The sequence below is a fragment of the Cytobacillus stercorigallinarum genome, assembly GCF_014836495.1.
Lineage (GTDB): Bacteria > Bacillota > Bacilli > Bacillales > Cytobacillaceae > Cytobacillus > Cytobacillus stercorigallinarum.
The window spans coordinates 146564-163400 of the sequence record NZ_JACSQT010000003.1 but is presented as its reverse complement, the minus strand read 5'-3'; the positions used below and the strand labels follow the sequence as shown (position 1 = coordinate 163400).

General features: G+C 38.1%; 20 protein-coding genes. 19 read left to right on the top strand and 1 reads right to left on the bottom strand.

The genetic code is table 11. The features are described from left to right. Window positions 1-124 precede the first annotated feature (124 nt). The 14 genes from flgM (at window position 125) to hpf (ending at window position 10930) form a co-directional block, all read left to right on the top strand. Window positions 125-400, top strand: coding sequence for a flagellar biosynthesis anti-sigma factor FlgM (gene flgM, locus H9655_RS08695; RefSeq protein ID WP_095371825.1), 276 nt, complete (start codon window positions 125-127; stop codon window positions 398-400). A gap of 12 nt (window positions 401-412) precedes the next feature. Further along, on the top strand, window positions 413-895 hold the full coding sequence (locus H9655_RS08690; RefSeq protein ID WP_191813013.1) for a flagellar protein FlgN: 483 nt from the start codon (window positions 413-415) through the stop codon (window positions 893-895). 24 nt (window positions 896-919) lie between these two features. Beyond that, the gene (gene flgK / locus H9655_RS08685; protein WP_191813011.1) at window positions 920-2779 is read left to right on the top strand and encodes a flagellar hook-associated protein FlgK; all 1860 of its coding nucleotides are present in this window, start codon (window positions 920-922) and stop codon (window positions 2777-2779) included. A gap of 14 nt (window positions 2780-2793) precedes the next feature. Continuing rightward, window positions 2794-3846 carry a flagellar hook-associated protein FlgL gene (gene flgL / locus H9655_RS08680; RefSeq protein ID WP_191813009.1) on the top strand — a complete coding sequence of 351 codons (1053 nt, stop codon included), beginning with the start codon at window positions 2794-2796 and terminating at the stop codon, window positions 3844-3846. A 64-nt stretch (window positions 3847-3910) separates the two neighbouring features. Then, window positions 3911-4489 carry a DUF6470 family protein gene (locus tag H9655_RS08675; RefSeq protein WP_191813007.1) on the top strand — a complete coding sequence of 193 codons (579 nt, stop codon included), beginning with the start codon at window positions 3911-3913 and terminating at the stop codon, window positions 4487-4489. A gap of 12 nt (window positions 4490-4501) precedes the next feature. Beyond that, a complete protein-coding gene (gene fliW / locus H9655_RS08670; protein ID WP_191813005.1) occupies window positions 4502-4954 on the top strand; it encodes a flagellar assembly protein FliW in 453 nt (150 codons plus the stop codon). Beyond that, window positions 4942-5169: a carbon storage regulator CsrA gene (gene csrA, locus H9655_RS08665; protein ID WP_191813003.1), complete on the top strand. Its 228-nt coding sequence runs from the start codon at window positions 4942-4944 to the stop codon at window positions 5167-5169. Before fliW ends, csrA begins: the two co-directional genes overlap by 13 nt. Window positions 5170-5363: 194 nt before the next feature. Further along, window positions 5364-6308 carry a flagellin Hag gene (gene hag / locus H9655_RS08660; protein WP_191813001.1) on the top strand — a complete coding sequence of 315 codons (945 nt, stop codon included), beginning with the start codon at window positions 5364-5366 and terminating at the stop codon, window positions 6306-6308. A 205-nt stretch (window positions 6309-6513) separates the two neighbouring features. Then, window positions 6514-6864, top strand: a complete 351-nt coding sequence (gene flaG / locus H9655_RS08655; protein WP_225230516.1) for a flagellar protein FlaG — start codon at window positions 6514-6516, stop codon at window positions 6862-6864. Window positions 6865-6988: 124 nt separating this feature from the next. Next, complete coding sequence (fliD, locus tag H9655_RS08650; protein WP_191812999.1) at window positions 6989-9094, top strand: flagellar filament capping protein FliD; 2106 nt, start codon at window positions 6989-6991, stop codon at window positions 9092-9094. Window positions 9095-9105: 11 nt separating this feature from the next. Further along, on the top strand, window positions 9106-9504 hold the full coding sequence (gene fliS, locus H9655_RS08645) for a flagellar export chaperone FliS (protein ID WP_191812996.1): 399 nt from the start codon (window positions 9106-9108) through the stop codon (window positions 9502-9504). Further along, window positions 9501-9854, top strand: a complete 354-nt coding sequence (locus tag H9655_RS08640) for a hypothetical protein (RefSeq protein WP_191812994.1) — start codon at window positions 9501-9503, stop codon at window positions 9852-9854. The genes fliS and H9655_RS08640 overlap by 4 nt, the downstream gene beginning before the upstream one ends. Before the next feature lie 3 nt (window positions 9855-9857). After that, the gene (locus H9655_RS08635) at window positions 9858-10241 is read left to right on the top strand and encodes a hypothetical protein (protein ID WP_225230515.1); all 384 of its coding nucleotides are present in this window, start codon (window positions 9858-9860) and stop codon (window positions 10239-10241) included. Window positions 10242-10381: 140 nt separating this feature from the next. Continuing rightward, the gene (gene hpf / locus H9655_RS08630; RefSeq protein ID WP_191812990.1) at window positions 10382-10930 is read left to right on the top strand and encodes a ribosome hibernation-promoting factor, HPF/YfiA family; all 549 of its coding nucleotides are present in this window, start codon (window positions 10382-10384) and stop codon (window positions 10928-10930) included. Window positions 10931-11034: 104 nt separating this feature from the next. Here hpf and H9655_RS08625 read toward each other — a convergent pair whose 3' ends face one another. Continuing rightward, window positions 11035-11682, bottom strand: a complete 648-nt coding sequence (locus H9655_RS08625; protein ID WP_191812988.1) for a GntR family transcriptional regulator — start codon at window positions 11680-11682, stop codon at window positions 11035-11037. A gap of 214 nt (window positions 11683-11896) precedes the next feature. On the opposite strand from H9655_RS08625, the gene H9655_RS08620 reads away from it, so the two are divergent. From H9655_RS08620 to H9655_RS08600, 5 genes are read left to right on the top strand one after another with little or no spacing between them, the layout of a single operon-like run. Further along, on the top strand, window positions 11897-12871 hold the full coding sequence (locus H9655_RS08620; RefSeq protein WP_191812986.1) for a metallophosphoesterase family protein: 975 nt from the start codon (window positions 11897-11899) through the stop codon (window positions 12869-12871). Next, a complete protein-coding gene (locus H9655_RS08615; RefSeq protein ID WP_191812974.1) occupies window positions 12868-13653 on the top strand; it encodes a tyrosine-protein phosphatase in 786 nt (261 codons plus the stop codon). Before H9655_RS08620 ends, H9655_RS08615 begins: the two co-directional genes overlap by 4 nt. Window positions 13654-13675: 22 nt before the next feature. Beyond that, complete coding sequence (locus tag H9655_RS08610) at window positions 13676-14500, top strand: metallophosphoesterase family protein (protein WP_191812971.1); 825 nt, start codon at window positions 13676-13678, stop codon at window positions 14498-14500. Between the two features lie 16 nt (window positions 14501-14516). Then, complete coding sequence (locus H9655_RS08605) at window positions 14517-15842, top strand: ABC transporter substrate-binding protein (protein WP_191812969.1); 1326 nt, start codon at window positions 14517-14519, stop codon at window positions 15840-15842. A gap of 24 nt (window positions 15843-15866) precedes the next feature. Further along, window positions 15867-16829, top strand: a complete 963-nt coding sequence (locus H9655_RS08600) for a carbohydrate ABC transporter permease (protein WP_191812966.1) — start codon at window positions 15867-15869, stop codon at window positions 16827-16829. Window positions 16830-16837: the final 8 nt, after the last annotated feature.

The following is a 16837-nucleotide window of genomic DNA, read 5'->3' as shown; positions in this document are numbered from 1 at the left end:
AATGATTTCTTTCGGAACCATCGTATGTATGTAAATTTTACTAAAAGTGTAATATCACTTTAAACTCATTCTATTTATACCGATAATAGGAGTAATAAAAGACGAAGAAAGCGGGGGATTTATAATGAAGGTTAATCATTTTAACGCGGCAAATCAGGTTAATCCCTACCAACGCCAAGCGAATATGACAAAACAAGTAGAGCAAGCGAAAACGAATCAAGCAGATAAACTTGAAATTTCTTCAAAAGCATTAGAAATGCAAAAAACATCACAATCAGATCCTGCTCGCCAAGCAAAGGTGGAGCAATTAAAAATGCAAGTGGAAAATGGTACGTATCATGTTGATGCGAATGAATTGGCGAAAAGTCTCGTTCAACATTTTCAACAAAAACGCTCTTAAGGAGGATGGGATATGTCTGCTGAAGCACTTCTCACTGTGATGGAACGACTAATATCTTATCATCAAAGCCTTTATGAGCTTGCAGGCAAGAAGACAGATATGATTAAAAAGGGCGATATGGCAGCATTAGATCAGATGCTAAAAGATGAACAAACCCATGTCGCAACAATTAAGAAGCTTGAACAAGCGCGTATCCAGATCGCAGTAACTCTTGTACCTAGTATAGAAAAGCCAACGATAGCAGACTGTATTCAAGGACTGGAACAACATGACCAACAAGCATTACTTGAAAAACGAGAGCAGTTAGCATCCGTTATTGCCAAACTAAAAGAAAAAAATCAATTGAACCAACAACTGATTTATCACTCCTTGCAATATGTGAATTTATCTATGAATCTCGTCAATCCGAAAGCAGCTGCGCAAAATATGAATTATATTCATCCGCAAAAAGCGAAATCTCAGGCAGCAACAGGAATGTTCCAGTCTAAAGTGTAGGATAGAGAAAAGAGAGGAAACGTTATGAAATCTACTTTTATGGGGTTAGAAACGGCGAAGAGAGCCATACATACACAACAAAGTGCACTCTATACAACCGGGCATAATATCGCCAATGCGAATACTGTAGGCTATACGAGACAACGGGTGAACTTTACACAAACAAATGCTTTTCCGTCTGTTGGAATGAATGCGCCATACATGCCAGGGCAAATTGGAACGGGTGTTCAGGCAGGCTCGGTTCAACGCATACGCGAAGACTATTTGGATGTACAGTATCGTAATGAGTACAATAAATTCGGTTATTGGAATACGAGAAGCAGTGAGCTTTCACGAATTGAAAGTGTCATGAATGAGCCGTCAGATACTGGCCTTGCGAATACATTGGATCAGTTTTGGAATGCTTTGCAAGACTTATCAACTAACCCTGAAGATTCAGGTGCTCGTTCGGTTGTTCGCCAGCGTGGGGTTGCCGTCAGTGACACTTTTAATTATTTAGCTGGCCAACTGAGTGCTCAGAAAGCTGATGTCGGTGAGCAAATTGATATGAATGTGCAAACAATCAATTCAATCCTCACACAAATTAACCAGATCAATGAACAAATTTCCAGCATAGAACCACATGGCTATTTGCCGAATGATTTATATGATAAAAGGGACGTACTTGTTGACCAACTCTCCGGCTTAGTCAACATTAAAGTGAGTGCTACTCCTAGTGGTGGAAATGCTAGCAGTCAAGCTGCAGGGAAATATTCGATTGAATTAGTCGATGCGAATGGTAAAAGTGTCGGTACGTTACTCGATGGGAAAAATGATATCGTCCAATCATTGAGTGTGAAAAAAGACCCTGAAACACAAGCCATTGCTAGTTTGCAAATCGGTAATAAATCATTGACTGCATCTGATTTCACTTCGAAAGGGAGTTTGCTTGCGAATATAGATATGTACGGCAAAATAGATGCCACTGGGAAGGAAACAGGCGTTTATTCTGATATGCTTGCGAATCTGGACTTAATGGCTTTCCGCTTTGCCACGGCCTTTAATGCTGTCCATCAAAGTGGTTGGAGTTTATCTGAAATTGAGAGCGGCGTAAAGAACGGTGTGGACTTCTTTGAAATAGGCGATAATGCAGCCGGGGCTGCAGCCAATATAAAAGTGTCTGATTCAATTATGAATAATTTAAATCATATTGCCGCTTCCTCAAGTGGTGAGTTATTTACGGGTTCTATTACGAAACATGCGGACAACCCATCGACTGGTTACCCAACGATTCTAGGTGCGTTCAGTGGTATTCAAACATATGATACCCCGCCGATCACGATTAGTGAGGCAAAAATTGAGTTGACTTATGATAATGGTTCATGGAAATACTCCGCTTATGATTTAGACGGCAACCCAATAGCCGACCATCAAAATCAAGCAGTGAAAGAAAATATGAATCTCTTTGGCCTTAAAATAGATGCTAGTACAATCTCTAATTTACAATCTGGTTCTACTTGGTCATTTGAGTTAACAGGTATTGGACAAAATCCTTCAAGCGAAAGCTTTGTTGGTGACGGTTCTAATGCGGTTGCTCTCGCAAATGTAAAAGACATGATGCTCGATTTTAATGGATCAGATACAAATATGATGAGCTTTTACCAAGGGATGATTGGTGAATTAGGAGTCACGACACAAGAAGCAAATCGAATGACGGAAAATGCTGCTACGCTAGCCGACACGGTTCAATTTAATCGTTCTTCTGTTAGTTCGGTCTCTCTTGATGAAGAAATGTCCAATATGATTATGTTTCAGCATGCTTATAGTGCAGCGGCTAGACAAATTACTGCAATAGACGAAATGCTTGATACCATTATTAATGGTATGGGCAGAGTCGGAAGATAAGGAGGTAATGACTGATGCGCGTAACACAATCCATGCTTTCACAAAATTCACTAAAACATATTCAAAACAACTATCAAAAGCTTGGTAAATTAGAAGAACAACTATATACAGGCAAAAAAGTGAATCGTCCGTCTGATGATCCTGTAGCAGCGATGAAAGGGGTCAATTACCGTTCCCAAGTAACGGCTGTATCCCAATATCAACGCAATCTAGGCGAGGTATATAACTGGATGGATAATACGGAATCGGCACTAGATGAAACGAATAAAATTATCCAGCGTATCCGCGATCTTACGGTACAGGCTTCCAATGATTCATATGATGCGGGTCAACGTAAGAACGTGGCTAGTGAAATTGAGCAGCTGCGAAATCAATTAGAATCGATTGCCAATACAAAAGTGAATAATAAGTATATTTTTAACGGCTCAGATACAACGAATAAGCCAGTCGATTTAAAGAAGATTGATCAAAATGTCGATATCACTACAATTGATGCGAATAATGCCAAGAATTATGTACTTTTCGATGATAAAGGTAGTCAGCTTGTTTGGAATGAAGCTTCGAATGCATTTAAAGCTCAAGATGGCACTGAAATCGGATTCCCGTTACCAGATTCTTTCGTCGCGAAAGAAAAAGGTGCGGTTGCTAGTAATACTGAAGGCGTGAAAATTGAAGTTTCTGCAGGTATTCACCTCGATGTGAATAGTAAGCCGCAAAATGTCTTTTCATTAGATTTATTTAAAGATATTGGCAACTTAATTGATAAGTTAAAATCACCTGATACAACAGCGGCTGATTTATCTGGAGAGCTGGATATTATTGATCATCATCATAATAATGTGATCTCGGAAATGGCAGAAATCGGGGCTAAATCTAATCGGGTAGAAATGGTTGAAAGTCGTTTAGGCAATCAAGAGATACTTGCCAAAACCATGATGTCTAATAATGAAGATATCGATGCAGAGAAGGTCATTATTGAGTTAACATCCCAAGAAGCCCTCCACCGTGCTTCTTTAGCAGTTGGAGCAAGCATTATTCAACCAACCTTAATGGACTTTTTACGATAAAAAACGTTGACGACGGTTCATCTTTATAGATGGGCCGCTCGTTCTATAAAGAGTGGTGAACTCTATGCATACCCCTTATTTAGAAATAACAACAAAACAAGCGCATCTTGGTATAGATTATTTTCAACCTGTGATGAAAATCAAACAGTCGCAAGCCGATGTTTCGATGCATCAGCCACCAGCAAAGCTTACAATTAGTCATGAAGCATCCCAGCTTTTTATTGATCAATCAGAGGCACGAGCTGATCTGGATAATAAAGGGGCAGGCCGGCGAGTCGCGGAGGCGGCAGAACAAGCAAAGATGACGGCAATAACAGGGATCTCTAGACGAGTCCGTGAAGGTGATGCGATGATGAAAATTGAAAACGGAGCAGGTGCCATCTCACAAATTGCGAAACAAAATAGTGAGCCTAACCAAAAGACACCAGGGATCGGCTATTTACCGAAAACCCATTTCCGGGTACAAATCGATTATGATCCAGGGAGCGTCGATGTGAACGTAACCCCGCAAAAGCCAGTCATTGATGTAAGTATCAATCGCCCACAAATCGCTCATGAAAACTGGCAAGCACAAATTTATTTACAGCAAAAAGAAGCGATTAACTTTGAACTAAGAGATTTTCAAGTGGATCAGCTTATATAAGGAAGTGTTACGATGAAAATTGAGACAAAATATCAAGGGACAGTTGAAGTGTCAGCAGAGCAACAATTTCATTTTCCTGCAGGCTTGCCAGGATTTCCAGAAGAGCAACAATATGTGCTCCTTCCTTTTTTAGAAGAACTCCCTTATTTCATTTTACAATCAATCAATACAGTCGAGTTAGCGTTTGTCGTCGTCGATCCGTATGCCTTTTTTGCTGATTACGAATATCAGCTCAATGAAGCATCCCAACATGCGCTGCAAATTGAACAAGCGCAAGACGTAGCTACCTTCGTCATTCTTACATTGAAGGAACCATTTAAGTCTTCAACCGCGAATTTGCAAGGTCCTTTAGTGATGAATATGAAAAAAAGAATGGGGAAACAGCTCGTATTAAATGATGCCCGCTATAAAACAAAGCATCCATTATTCCAAGCGAAGGAGGAGGATGCCACATGCTCGTACTAACCCGTCGCAAAAACGAATCGATTATCATTAATGAAAACATCGAAATCACTATCGTCGCCGTTGAAGGAGACCAAATCAAGCTTGGCATCCAAGCACCAAAAGACATCGACATCTACAGAAAAGAAGTCTACCTACAGATTCAGACAGAAAACAACGAAGCTGCGCAAAACCCTGTGGACTTAATGACATTATTAAAAGATAACCCTCTGAAATAAGCCGGTTGGGAGACATCGGTTTATTTTTTTCTAAGTATAAGCATACGCAACAAGTGATTTTTAAAATTATTCATTTAATTTATAAAAAGTATTAAACAAACTTTAGAGCACTCCGATAATAAATAAGAAGAAAGCAACAAGCTTTACTTCACTCCACAAGGATGTGGAAAAATAAAACTCATGGAGGAATTCAAATGATTATCAACAATAATATTTCAGCATTAAATACTTATCGTCAGCTTGGTGTTAACAACGCTGCTGGTGCAAAAGCAATGGAAAAATTATCTTCTGGTCTTCGTATCAACCGTGCTGGTGACGATGCGGCAGGTCTAGCAATCTCTGAAAAAATGCGCGCTCAAGTTCGTGGTTTAGACCAAGCTAGCCGTAACTCTCAAGATGGTATCTCAATGATCCAAACGGCTGAAGGTGCCCTTCAAGAAACACAAAATATCCTACAACGTATGCGTGAGCTAGCTACACAAGCTGCCAATGATACTAATGTAGGCGTTGACCGTGGAGAAATCCAAAAAGAAATTAATGCTCTAACTTCTGAAATTAATAGAATTGGTAATACTACAGAATTTAACCAACAAAGTCTACTAAATGGTGGAGAAACTAAAGCAGATGATGGCACAATTACACCTGGAACTGGATTCTCAGCTGCATTCCAAATTGGTGCAAACCAAGGTCAATCTATGACAATAGATATTAATGATATGCGTTCAGCAGCTTTAGGTATTTCAGGTACTGCTGCATATGATGGAGACGTTGATGGAGCTGCCTTCACTGCAACTAATGTTGTAACTAATGGTAGTACTAATACTGCTGAAGAAATGGCACTTGATGTTTCTTCACATGAGTCTGCATCAGCTGCAATTAAAGTAATTAACAATGCTATTGAAACAGTTTCTGCAGAACGTTCAAACCTTGGTGCATATCAAAACCGCCTAGAGCACACAATCTCTAACTTAAACAACTCTTCCGAAAACCTTCAAGCAGCTGAATCACGTATCCGTGACGTTGATATGGCGAAAGAAGTAATGGAAATGACACGTACGAACATTCTTTCTCAAGCTTCTCAAGCAATGCTTGCACAAGCAAATCAAAAACCACAAGCGGTTCTACAATTATTAGGTTAATTCGCCGCTTACTGGTATTTTCATCTAAGAAGTCTCAGCTTTGTCTGGGGCTTCTTTTTGTTTTTTTTAGGTAAAAAGACCTACTTCATAAGAAAAAGGTCGTTGTTTTCTCTCTAACAAAAACCGAACTTTTGGTTGATAGAGAGCCTTATGGTTATTTCCGATATAAAGAGAAAATAGGTGATTCGGTAAGGGGCGAATAGGGATGAGAGTAGAGTCGAATAGGGGAATGATGGTGGACTCACCTTTTGTTATTCAGCAGAAAGAAAAAAGTCAATCTGAGAGAAATAGTATAATACAAGATAAAGAAAAGGTGTCGGCTTCTGAAGTACAAAAGGACTTCTTGCAATCAAAGGTGGAGCAGGCGAATAATCATTTGCAGACGCATTATACTTCGGTACAGTTTCAATTACATGAAAAGCTCGATCGCTATTATGTAGAAGTCGTCGATGCGGATACCAAAGAAGTCGTTCGTGAAATCCCACCGAAGGATTTCCTTGATATGATTGCTGAAATGACGGAATTTCAAGGACTTATGGTGGATCAAAAAGTCTAGAAGCTACTGGTTTATGCCAGTGGCTTCTTAACCGTAAATAGGGCAATTAGTCATATTTTTACTGTAAACGATAGGACTATAGTCGATATAATAAATAGATAGAGAGAAAAGGGGACGGATGGTCATGGCGAATTTTCGAATAGGTGGTTTAGCATCTGGTTTAGATACAGAATCCTTAATTAATGATTTAATGAGAGTACAAAGAGTACCGATTGATAAATTGTCACAAAAGAAACAAACGCTCGAATGGCAGCGCGATTCTTATAGAGATATTAATTTAAAACTAGCATCTTTCCGCGATATGACATTAAATATGCGCTTGCAATCTTCATTTTTATCAAAAGTCACAACTTCTTCTAATAGCAACAAAGTCACAGCAACGGCTGATTCCACAGCAGGGAGCGGGTCTTATACATTGTCTGCCGTGAGTCGATTGGCGACTTCTGCTACGAATGCGAGTACAGCGGGAATTTCCGCCAATGGACAAAAGGTTGATACAACGAAAAGTATTTATAGCCAAATCAGTCAATTTGTTGGGCTAGATGAGGAGGAAATATTTAAAGATACTGCAGATGGTATGAACGAAGAGATTTTAGTAAAGAAAGCAGGCAAAGAGTTCTCTTTACAAAAGCTAGGCAAGCATAGTTTAGAAAAAATGGGTAGTGTGACTGTTGGTGCAGATAATTATCAAGTGGTAACGAGCCTAGATGACTTAGATGCGAATCAAAAGCAAGTGTTTGTAGATGAGAAAACAGGAAAAATGACTTTCAGCCAACAAATTCCCGCGGACAGTAAAATTGGAGTGGAATATGAGATGGTGCAAAAAGATACGATCTCTGTTGGCTCTTCAACAAAAGAAGTGCAACTTTCACAAATAGGAATCACAGAATTTGAGGAAAGCATTACTTTTACATGGGACAAAAAGGATACAGATGGTAACGTCATAAAAGACGAGAATGGGGACCCAATAAAAGAAACGAAAACATTTACTGCTGGTACGGATGTGAATAATTTAGCAGAAAACCAATTTTATTTAGATAAAGAAACAGGCAAAATCACTTTCGGCTCTGACCTACAAGCAGGTGCAAAAGCGGAAGTGAGCTATGACCACCAATACTTTGAATTTAACATGTCTACATACAATGAAACGGGAGAAGTGAACCAAACATTTACTTTCGATGCCCGTGATTCTTTAACGACAGTTATTGATAAAGTGAATAAATCTTCATTAGGTGTCAATATGTTTTATGACCAACATTCTGATAAAGTAACGATTGCCCGAACGTCAACAGGTGATTTTAATCAAAGTGGTGATGGGAAAGAGATCTCATTTAATGGGAGTCCGTTTTTAACTAATGTTTTAAAACTTGATAGCAATAATGAAAAAGGTGGAGAAAATGCGAAATTTACCTTAAATGGTTTAGAAACGGAGAGAACTTCTAATACGTTTACAGTAAACGGTGTTTCTTTTACTTTGAAGGATACCTTTGATGCTGTGAATGGTGATTCACCTGTTACGATTTCAATCAATAATGATACCGATAAAGCTATAGAAAATATCAAAGAATTCGTAGAAAAATACAATGAATTAATAGATAATATACAAGGACAGTTATCTGAAGAGAAATACCGTGATTATGCGCCGTTAACTAAGGATCAACGGGCGGCGTTGTCTGAAAAGGATATTGAGCTCTGGGAGGAAAAAGCCAAGAGCGGTTTACTCCGTTCAGATCAACAATTGAGTAGTTTACTAAGTAATATGCGTATGAACTTTTATACACCGCTAGAAGGTGCTACGAGTGAATATAACCAGCTGTCAGCTATTGGTATTACCACAACGAAAAATTATTTAGAGGGTGGTAAGCTCGAAATCAATGAAGATAAGCTGAAGGAAGCATTGGAAAATGACGCAGAAGGTGTATTTAATTTGTTCGCAGCGGACGGCGATACACTTGGTGAGCAAGGAATTTCTAGACGATTGCGAGATACTGTTACACAATCAATCGATGCGATTACGTTAAAAGCTGGTAATGGCATGAAGACGAATAGTCAATTTTCTATTGGAAAAAATTTGGATGATATCAATAAACGTATAACTGAACTAGAATCGAAGTTAGCAGATAAAGAGCAAAGGTATTGGTCACAATTTGCAGCGATGGAGACACAAATGCAAAAAATGAATGAGCAAATGAATTATATGCTCACACAATTCGGCTATAGCTCGCAATAAGGAGTGAAAAGATGGCAACCAATCCGTACCAAAAATATCAACAAACTTCTATTAATACAGCAACACCGGCAGAACTAACAATGATGCTTTACAATGGTTGTTTGAAGTTTATCAGCATTGCCAAGCAAGCAATAGAGCAAGGTGAAGTTGCGAAGCGCAATGAAAATATGCAAAAGGCGCAAAATATCATTCAAGAATTTATGGTAACACTCAATCAAGAGGTCGAATTATCTAGTGATTTGCTACGAATCTATGATTATGTTTGGAGAACCTTAGTTGACGCTAATACACGCAATGATCTCACAGCCTTAAAAGAAGCGGAATCAATTATCATGGATCTTCGCAACACATGGAAAGAAATGATGTTAGAGCAGAAAAAACCGCAAATGGTTGGCAGTGAACAATCATGACAGCGACGACAACTGATTTGATCGTTTGTACGCGTGAGTTATTGCTTCATCTAAACCAAGGATTACCTGAAAATGATCGGGAAGCTTACATAAAGAAGACGGATGATCTGCTTGATCAACGCTTTACTTTAATGAGACAAGTAGATTTTCAATCGGTAGAAGCTCAGAAGATGAAAGACGTTTTGCTGAAGCAGGATCGCGCGATTAAACAATTATTAGCTCAGCACCAGCAAATCATTAAGGATGATATGAAAAGATTGAAGGTGCAGAAAGTAAAGAGTAAGCAATATGCGAATCCGTATGAAGCCGTTGGGATGAGCGATGGTGTTTTTTATGATAAACGAAATTAGGTGATGATGTTGAAGGAGGAACAGTATATTCTCCTCAGAGAGTATTGTTCTGTGTTAAATACACTAGAAGAAAGCTTTACCTATATTGTAGATAGCTTCACAGATTTAGATAAAGATGATGGCGATGAGCTCCTATTTGAGGTCATTGATTCTTTTCCACAAATAAAAGCAGTGAATGAGCAATTACTGCATTTGTTTAAGGAAAACAGTGAAATGGTTCATATTATGCATGTGTTTGAAAAGGTACAGGAACAAGCTGATCGACTGGAGCAAACCATCGGTAATGCCCCAGAAAAACAAGAAATATTACGTGAGCAATTTTTCCCTTTGTTTGCAGCTTGGCACCGAATGATAGACTATGAATTGCAACCTTATTTAATTTCTTAATTTCGTTAAAAAGGTTTTAGCAGGACTTTTTACGGGTAATATAGAAATATAGAGTATAGTCTTATTTAAGACTAGCTGATAAGGATTGAAGGACAGGCTTCATCCTTATGACTCTTATAAAGAGAAGGAGGAGTTCACTTATGAATTTTAACATTCGGGGTGAAAACATTGAGGTAACTCCAGCAATCAGAGACTACGTCGAAAAGAAAATTATGAAGTTGGAAAGATATTTTTCTGAAACTCCTAACGTAAATGTAAACGTAAACCTGAAAACCAATAATGATAAAACGTCAAAAGTTGAAGTAACGATTCCGATGACGAATCTTGTACTTCGAGCAGAAGAGGCTCATGCTGATATGTATGCTGCCATCGACTTAATCAACGACAAGTTGGAAAGACAGATTCGTAAACATAAAACAAAAGTCAATCGTAAATTCCGTGAAAAAGGCGGGATTAACGAATTATTCACTAGCTTTGAAGAGCCAGATGAACATCCAGAAGAAGACAATGACTTAGAGGTCGTTCGCCAAAAGCATTTTGACCTTAAGCCAATGGACAGTGAAGAGGCCATTTTACAAATGAACATGCTCGGCCATAGCTTCTTCGTCTTTACCAACGCAGCCACAAGCTTAACGAATGTCGTATACAAACGAAAAGATGGGCGCTACGGACTCATCGAAGCGCAATAATATAAAAGCAAGCAGGTAGGTGCTATGGCACCGCCTGCTTTTTTCATGTGCGATAAGTTGATGCTACAGGAGATAAATAGGAGCAGGGCATGAATATGTATGCCTTATATAGCTCCCATTATTAAGATGCGTTCTCTAATTTGTGCTCGCCATTCTTTTAATAGTTCTTTTGTTTGTTCGTACTCCTTTGCTTCAATGGATTGGTAAAGTGCTTCATTGTAATGAGCACCAGAGAAAATCCGTTTTTCTGGGTAAAGTAAGTAATTGGATACAGAACCGATGATGATTTTGTCCATATGCTGATCCATAATTTGAAGCATGATTTGGTTTTGGCCGGCAGCGATGATTTGTCTTATGAATTGTAGTGAGTGCGTCGCATAAGAGAAATAACGATCGTTTTCTTTATCTAGTAGTTGTTGCTCTAGATGTTCATTTAAAAGTGATAAGTTAAATGAATAAAGCGGATTTGTTTCTACTTTTTCAAGCGCATACATTTGGTGGGTGAAGATGACTTCGAACATATCTAGTATCTCTTTTGATGATACCTCTTTTACCATAACACCTCTATTCTTTAAGGAGATCACTAACCCTTCTAGTTCAAGTTTAGCAACCGCATTTGAGATAGGTGTGCGACTCATAGCTAATTCCTCTGATAATTTATATATGGATAGTAAGCTTCCCGGTAGGTATTCACAAGTAAGAATTTTCGTTCGAATGGTGTGATAAGCGGTATCTATTAAAGATTTTGTCATTGTTCTAATTCCTCTCTATCTAAATCCATTAATTAACATCCTATGATTATACAATTATAGCGATGATTTCCTAAGAAAACATCTTGTAACCTTCTTATTTACACTAAATTTAAAAATTTCATTAAACTCATAAAATGATTCATGTTAGATTAACATCTGATTAACATGCTAGTTGTATACTTCAGTTGTATTTAAAAAAAGGAGGGACAATGGGATGCATGTAATAGATCAAAAAAAGGTTGGCCCGCAACATTATTTTAAAGAGGATTTTTCTGAGAATGGTAAGAGACCTTGGTTTGGAAACATGTCCACTAACCTTGAAAATGATTTTTCGTTTGCAGTTGTTGGTGATCGCTGTGGGATTACAACACCAGGCATTTTTGAGAAAGGTTTGCAAGTAGTGAAAGGCCTTAATCCTGATTTTGTCCTTTCGGTTGGTGATTTTATTGAAGGTTATTGGGATCAAGAAGAAGCGGCCCATGGAGAGTGGGACTATATTGATCAGTTAATTAAAGATGTAGACATTCCATTTTATTTAACGGTCGGCAACCATGACTATGGAAATGACACAATGGTTAAAGTTTGGCGTGAGCGAAAAGGTTTTGAGTATTACGCTTTTCGATTAAATGATTATTTATTTTTAGTGATGAATACAGAGGAAAATCCGATAGGTATGCCTGAAGCATTTGTAAAGAGTTTTAGGGAGATTACCAATCAAGTAGTTGAAAATCCAACTAAAGCAAGAGGGTACATTGAAGAATTCTTCGGACAAATGACTGAAGGGGCTTCGGAGGAAGATATTGAGAAGGGCAACTTACCCCATATTTCAGATGAGCAATTACAGTTTTTTGCAGATGTATTACATGAGAATCATGATGTTCAACATACTTTTGTATTTATGCATAAGCCAGCATGGAAAACGAAGGACCTTAAGTTCAGCCAATTCGAGAATATGCTTGAATCAAGACCGTATACGATGTTTGCAGGACATCTTCATCAATTGGAAGTAACGAAGAAGAACAATAGAAATTATATTCAAATGGGGCGAACGGGTGCATGTTGGCACGGTGATAGTGTTGGTTCGATCGATCATATCCTTTTAGTAACAGTAAAAAATGGCGAAGTTGGTTTTCAAGTTATTGAACTAGATGGTGTCAGTGATTTGGAAAAGTATAAGGTGAATACATGACACCAAATGGACTTTACTCCCGAACCGTTCCGCTAAAAGGGGCCTTGAACTTTCGTGATATGGGTGGTCTCGTTACTGTAGATGGACGAACAGTACGAAAAGGCATCCTATATCGAGCAGGTGATTTAAGTGGATTAACGGATGATGATATTTCTCAACTAACAAAACAAAAAATCAAATATATATTTGACTATCGTAGAGATGATGAAGCAAATGAAAAACCTGATCCGCAAATTGGTAGTGCCAAACTTTTACGAGTACCGGTAATCGCTGAGGATAATATAGCTGAGCAAGTGTCAAAAGTAGCGGAAAAAGATGATGGATTCAAACACTATACTAAGGAAATGTTTATAACACTCTATTCCACTTTTCCGGTTCGAAATGCTTCTTACCAAGCTTTGATGAATTTATTAAAAGAACCAGAAAAAAACTTGCCGCTAATCCATCATTGTGCTGGAGGAAGAGATCGCACAGGTATAGGTGCCATGATTATATTACTTACACTCGGTGTGCCATTTTCAACTGTGATGGAAGATTACCTTTATTCTAACGTTGCTTTAGCCACATTTCATGAGCAAATGTTTCTGCAAGCAGAAGCAGCACTTGTGGAAGAGGAGGTATTGCAATTAAAATCAGCTTTTTTATTACAAGAAGAATATTTACTTGCAACTAAATCTGCCATAGAGGAAATATACGGCGATTTTGACACTTATTTGTTGTTAGAGTTTGGAATAACAAATGAAATAAGAAATAAAATAAAAGATTTCTGCTTGCAAGAGTAATCTTCTAAAAGGAGAAATGAACATGGAGAAATTAAGGTTTGCTCATTTATCTGATACACATATTTTAAGAGAATACAAAGGCAGTTTAATTGAAACATTAACAGGTGTTGACAATAATCCAACTGAAACATTGAAAAAAATATTACAGGCAATCACACAAGATGAGAAGGCGCTAGATTTCATTTTAATTAGTGGAGATCTTGTTCACGAAGGGACAGTTGAAGATTATGTTTTTTTAAATAAGTTATTAGAAGAGCATATCACAGATATTCCTTATTATTTAGCTTTAGGGAATCATGACGTGACAGAAGCTTACTGGGAAGGTCTGGGGAAAGTAGAAAAAAAGAAACAGGAATTATTTTACGAAACAATCATTCAAAACTATCGCCTAATCGTGCTAGATTCTAGCTATGATCATAGTGGAAAAGGTGTAGTGAGTGAAGAGCAATTACATTGGTTAAAGAAGACATTAGCTCAGCCAACTCCTAATGGGTCGATTGTTGTTGTCCATCATCCATTAGAAGCAGGACATGTAGTTGATGGTCATAGCTTATCAAACTCAGCAGAGGTGTTGGCAATCATAAAAAATACGGATGTCAAACTAGTTCTGAGTGGTCATACTCACCAGAATAAAGTAACTACCTATGAAAATATTCTATTATCTACTGCGGGAGGGACTTCGTTTAGTATGGAAATTGGCCAAGAGTTAGCTTCATTTAATAATCGTACGGGCTATAGCATATGTACGTTAGATGAAAATGGAGCGAGCGTAGAACATGTTAGGTACCCAGACAAGTTTGATACGTTTTTATCAGTAGATTTGAAGCAGATGCTTCAGCATTCTTAAGTGTGGGGGAGAGAAGATGGTTAAACTGAAAAGTAAGAGGCTCTCGATTATGTTCATTCTGTTGTTAGGTATGACTCTAGTGTTAAGTGCATGTAGTTCTTCTAATGCCACAACCGTCTCACAAGAAATGGGAGAATTAGACCCTGAGAACCCTACAAAGGTAACTTTTTATTCTTATAGTTTAGCTGCTCCAACAATGAAAGAGGGGATGGAACACCTAATTAATGAGTTCAATGACACAATTGGAAAAGAAAAAGGTGTCATTGTTGAAGGGGTTGCGGATGCCTCTTATCAACAGTTTAAGGCAGATATTGCGGCTGGAAAAGCGGTTGATATTGTCCAGCATACTTTTTCCACACTAGATAACTCAAGAGAAACGCTCGGCTTCCAAGCCTATGAAGATGTGTTTCCAGCAGAAGAGTTAAACAATCATCTCAATGGCATTTCAGACAATGCATTGAGTTTAGGAAAAATTGATGGAAAGACATATGGTTTAGCGTTTACATTTAGCACACCTATTGTTTTTATGAATGGACAATTATTCGAAGAAGCGGGTTTAGATCCAACCAAGCCACCACAGACATGGGAAGAAATTAAAGAATATTCACTCAAAATAAACGAAGCGACAGGCAAAGATGGCTTTGCGTTAGCACCGGATAATGGTTGGACAACTGAAGGTGTGATATTAAGTAATGGAGGCAAAGTACTTTCTGATGATCGTAAGGAAGCGCAATTTGCTAATCAAGAAAGTATTGAAGCGATTGAAATGTGGAAGGATCTCTATCAAAACGGTGCTCATGCAGTTGGGAGTGACACGGAATTACCCGAGCAATTCATGGCTGGTAATTTAGGAATGTACATTACTTCTACTGCAATGCATAGCGGATTTAAAAACGCATCCGAAGCGGGTGGCTGGGAACTTTATGGCGCTGGTTTACCCTCATTTGGAAACAATCCGTCTGTTCCAGTGAACTCGGGAAGTGTATTAGCTGTTAGACCAGATAATGATGTGAAAAAGGCAGCGATTTGGGAGTTTATTAAATATGTTACTGGTAATGAAGGTTATACAATCATCACTTCTGAGGTAGGTTATTTACCTCTCAGAACAGAGTTAGCTGATGATCCTAACTATTTAAAAGGATTTATTGAAGAAAATCCATTATATAAAATCAACTTGGAGCAATTGAACAACATCCAACCAGCAGTAATTTGGCCAGCGGAATATGCAACGGAGATGTCCGATATATTTAGAGATGCGATTGTTCAATCGGTTTCAACGGATGCAGATGTAGAAAAAACTTTACAAGCAGCTGAAGAAGAAATTAACCAATTAATCCAATAGGTGTTCATGAGAGAAGGGAATCTTATGAGTGAGGTAAAAAGAATAATCGTATCAGAGCAAGAAAAAAAAGTGACCGAGCAGAAAAGCAGACGTGCTGCTCGTTCACTTATTAAATGGAAACCTTATTTATTTTTACTACCGGCTATCCTTTTATTAGGTGTTTGGATGTATAAACCGTTATTATCTACTTTTGTTTTAGCCTTTCAAAAGTGGAGTATGGTCCCAGGGACAGAACCTATTACCGTGGGATTAGATAATTTTATTCGTTTGTTCCAAACTAAGGACTTCATTCATTCAATCGAAAATACAATTTTTTATACGATAGGTATACTGCCGTTCTCGATCATTATTCCAATGCTTTTAGCGGTGGCAACAAATGGATTAAATGGCAGAGTGAAAAATGTGTACCGGGCAATGTTTTTTATCCCAATGATATTGGCACCAGTAACTGTAGGGGCAATTTGGAGATGGCTCTTTCATCCTGCCAATGGATTAGTCAATCTTACATTACAAAAACTTGGAATCACCGATGGAAACATCTCTTTCTTTACTGATCCTGTATATGCGAAATGGCTGATTCTTTTTATGACAGGATGGGGACTGATTGGATTTAGTACGATTATTTTCTCTGCCGCATTGACCAATATTAATCGAGATTATTTTGAAGCAGCGGCTTTAGATGGTGCAACGAAATGGAAGCAATTACTAACGATCACTATTCCTTTATTGTCACCAACAATATTATTTATGCTCACAATGAGTATTCTATTTTCCAGTCAATTTACTTTCGCTTATATTGATATTTTAACGGCAGGTGGGCCGTTCGGTTCGTCAACGAATATTTATTATGAGATGTATAAATATGGATTCAATAACTTGAATGCAGGATTAAGTTCTGCAGCAGCGACGTTATTTTTTATTGTATTTGCGATCATTGCGATTGGTCTAAACTTATTAACGAAAAAATTTGCATTCTATGATAATTAAGGGAGTAA

Excerpts from the sequence above, each read along its gene's own strand:
- flgM (WP_095371825.1), top strand. The coding sequence starts at position 125 with ATGAAGGTTAATCATTTTAACGCGGCAAATCAGGTTAATCCCTACCAA.
- H9655_RS08690 (WP_191813013.1), top strand. The coding sequence starts at position 413 with ATGTCTGCTGAAGCACTTCTCACTGTGATGGAACGACTAATATCTTAT.
- flgK (WP_191813011.1), top strand. The coding sequence starts at position 920 with ATGAAATCTACTTTTATGGGGTTAGAAACGGCGAAGAGAGCCATACAT.
- flgL (WP_191813009.1), top strand. The coding sequence starts at position 2,794 with ATGCGCGTAACACAATCCATGCTTTCACAAAATTCACTAAAACATATT.
- H9655_RS08675 (WP_191813007.1), top strand. The coding sequence starts at position 3,911 with ATGCATACCCCTTATTTAGAAATAACAACAAAACAAGCGCATCTTGGT.
- fliW (WP_191813005.1), top strand. The coding sequence starts at position 4,502 with ATGAAAATTGAGACAAAATATCAAGGGACAGTTGAAGTGTCAGCAGAG.
- csrA (WP_191813003.1), top strand. The coding sequence starts at position 4,942 with ATGCTCGTACTAACCCGTCGCAAAAACGAATCGATTATCATTAATGAA.
- hag (WP_191813001.1), top strand. The coding sequence starts at position 5,364 with ATGATTATCAACAATAATATTTCAGCATTAAATACTTATCGTCAGCTT.
- flaG (WP_225230516.1), top strand. The coding sequence starts at position 6,514 with ATGAGAGTAGAGTCGAATAGGGGAATGATGGTGGACTCACCTTTTGTT.
- fliD (WP_191812999.1), top strand. The coding sequence starts at position 6,989 with ATGGCGAATTTTCGAATAGGTGGTTTAGCATCTGGTTTAGATACAGAA.
- fliS (WP_191812996.1), top strand. The coding sequence starts at position 9,106 with ATGGCAACCAATCCGTACCAAAAATATCAACAAACTTCTATTAATACA.
- H9655_RS08640 (WP_191812994.1), top strand. The coding sequence starts at position 9,501 with ATGACAGCGACGACAACTGATTTGATCGTTTGTACGCGTGAGTTATTG.
- H9655_RS08635 (WP_225230515.1), top strand. The coding sequence starts at position 9,858 with ATGATGTTGAAGGAGGAACAGTATATTCTCCTCAGAGAGTATTGTTCT.
- hpf (WP_191812990.1), top strand. The coding sequence starts at position 10,382 with ATGAATTTTAACATTCGGGGTGAAAACATTGAGGTAACTCCAGCAATC.
- H9655_RS08625 (WP_191812988.1), bottom strand. The coding sequence starts at position 11,682 with ATGACAAAATCTTTAATAGATACCGCTTATCACACCATTCGAACGAAA.
- H9655_RS08620 (WP_191812986.1), top strand. The coding sequence starts at position 11,897 with ATGCATGTAATAGATCAAAAAAAGGTTGGCCCGCAACATTATTTTAAA.
- H9655_RS08615 (WP_191812974.1), top strand. The coding sequence starts at position 12,868 with ATGACACCAAATGGACTTTACTCCCGAACCGTTCCGCTAAAAGGGGCC.
- H9655_RS08610 (WP_191812971.1), top strand. The coding sequence starts at position 13,676 with ATGGAGAAATTAAGGTTTGCTCATTTATCTGATACACATATTTTAAGA.
- H9655_RS08605 (WP_191812969.1), top strand. The coding sequence starts at position 14,517 with ATGGTTAAACTGAAAAGTAAGAGGCTCTCGATTATGTTCATTCTGTTG.
- H9655_RS08600 (WP_191812966.1), top strand. The coding sequence starts at position 15,867 with ATGAGTGAGGTAAAAAGAATAATCGTATCAGAGCAAGAAAAAAAAGTG.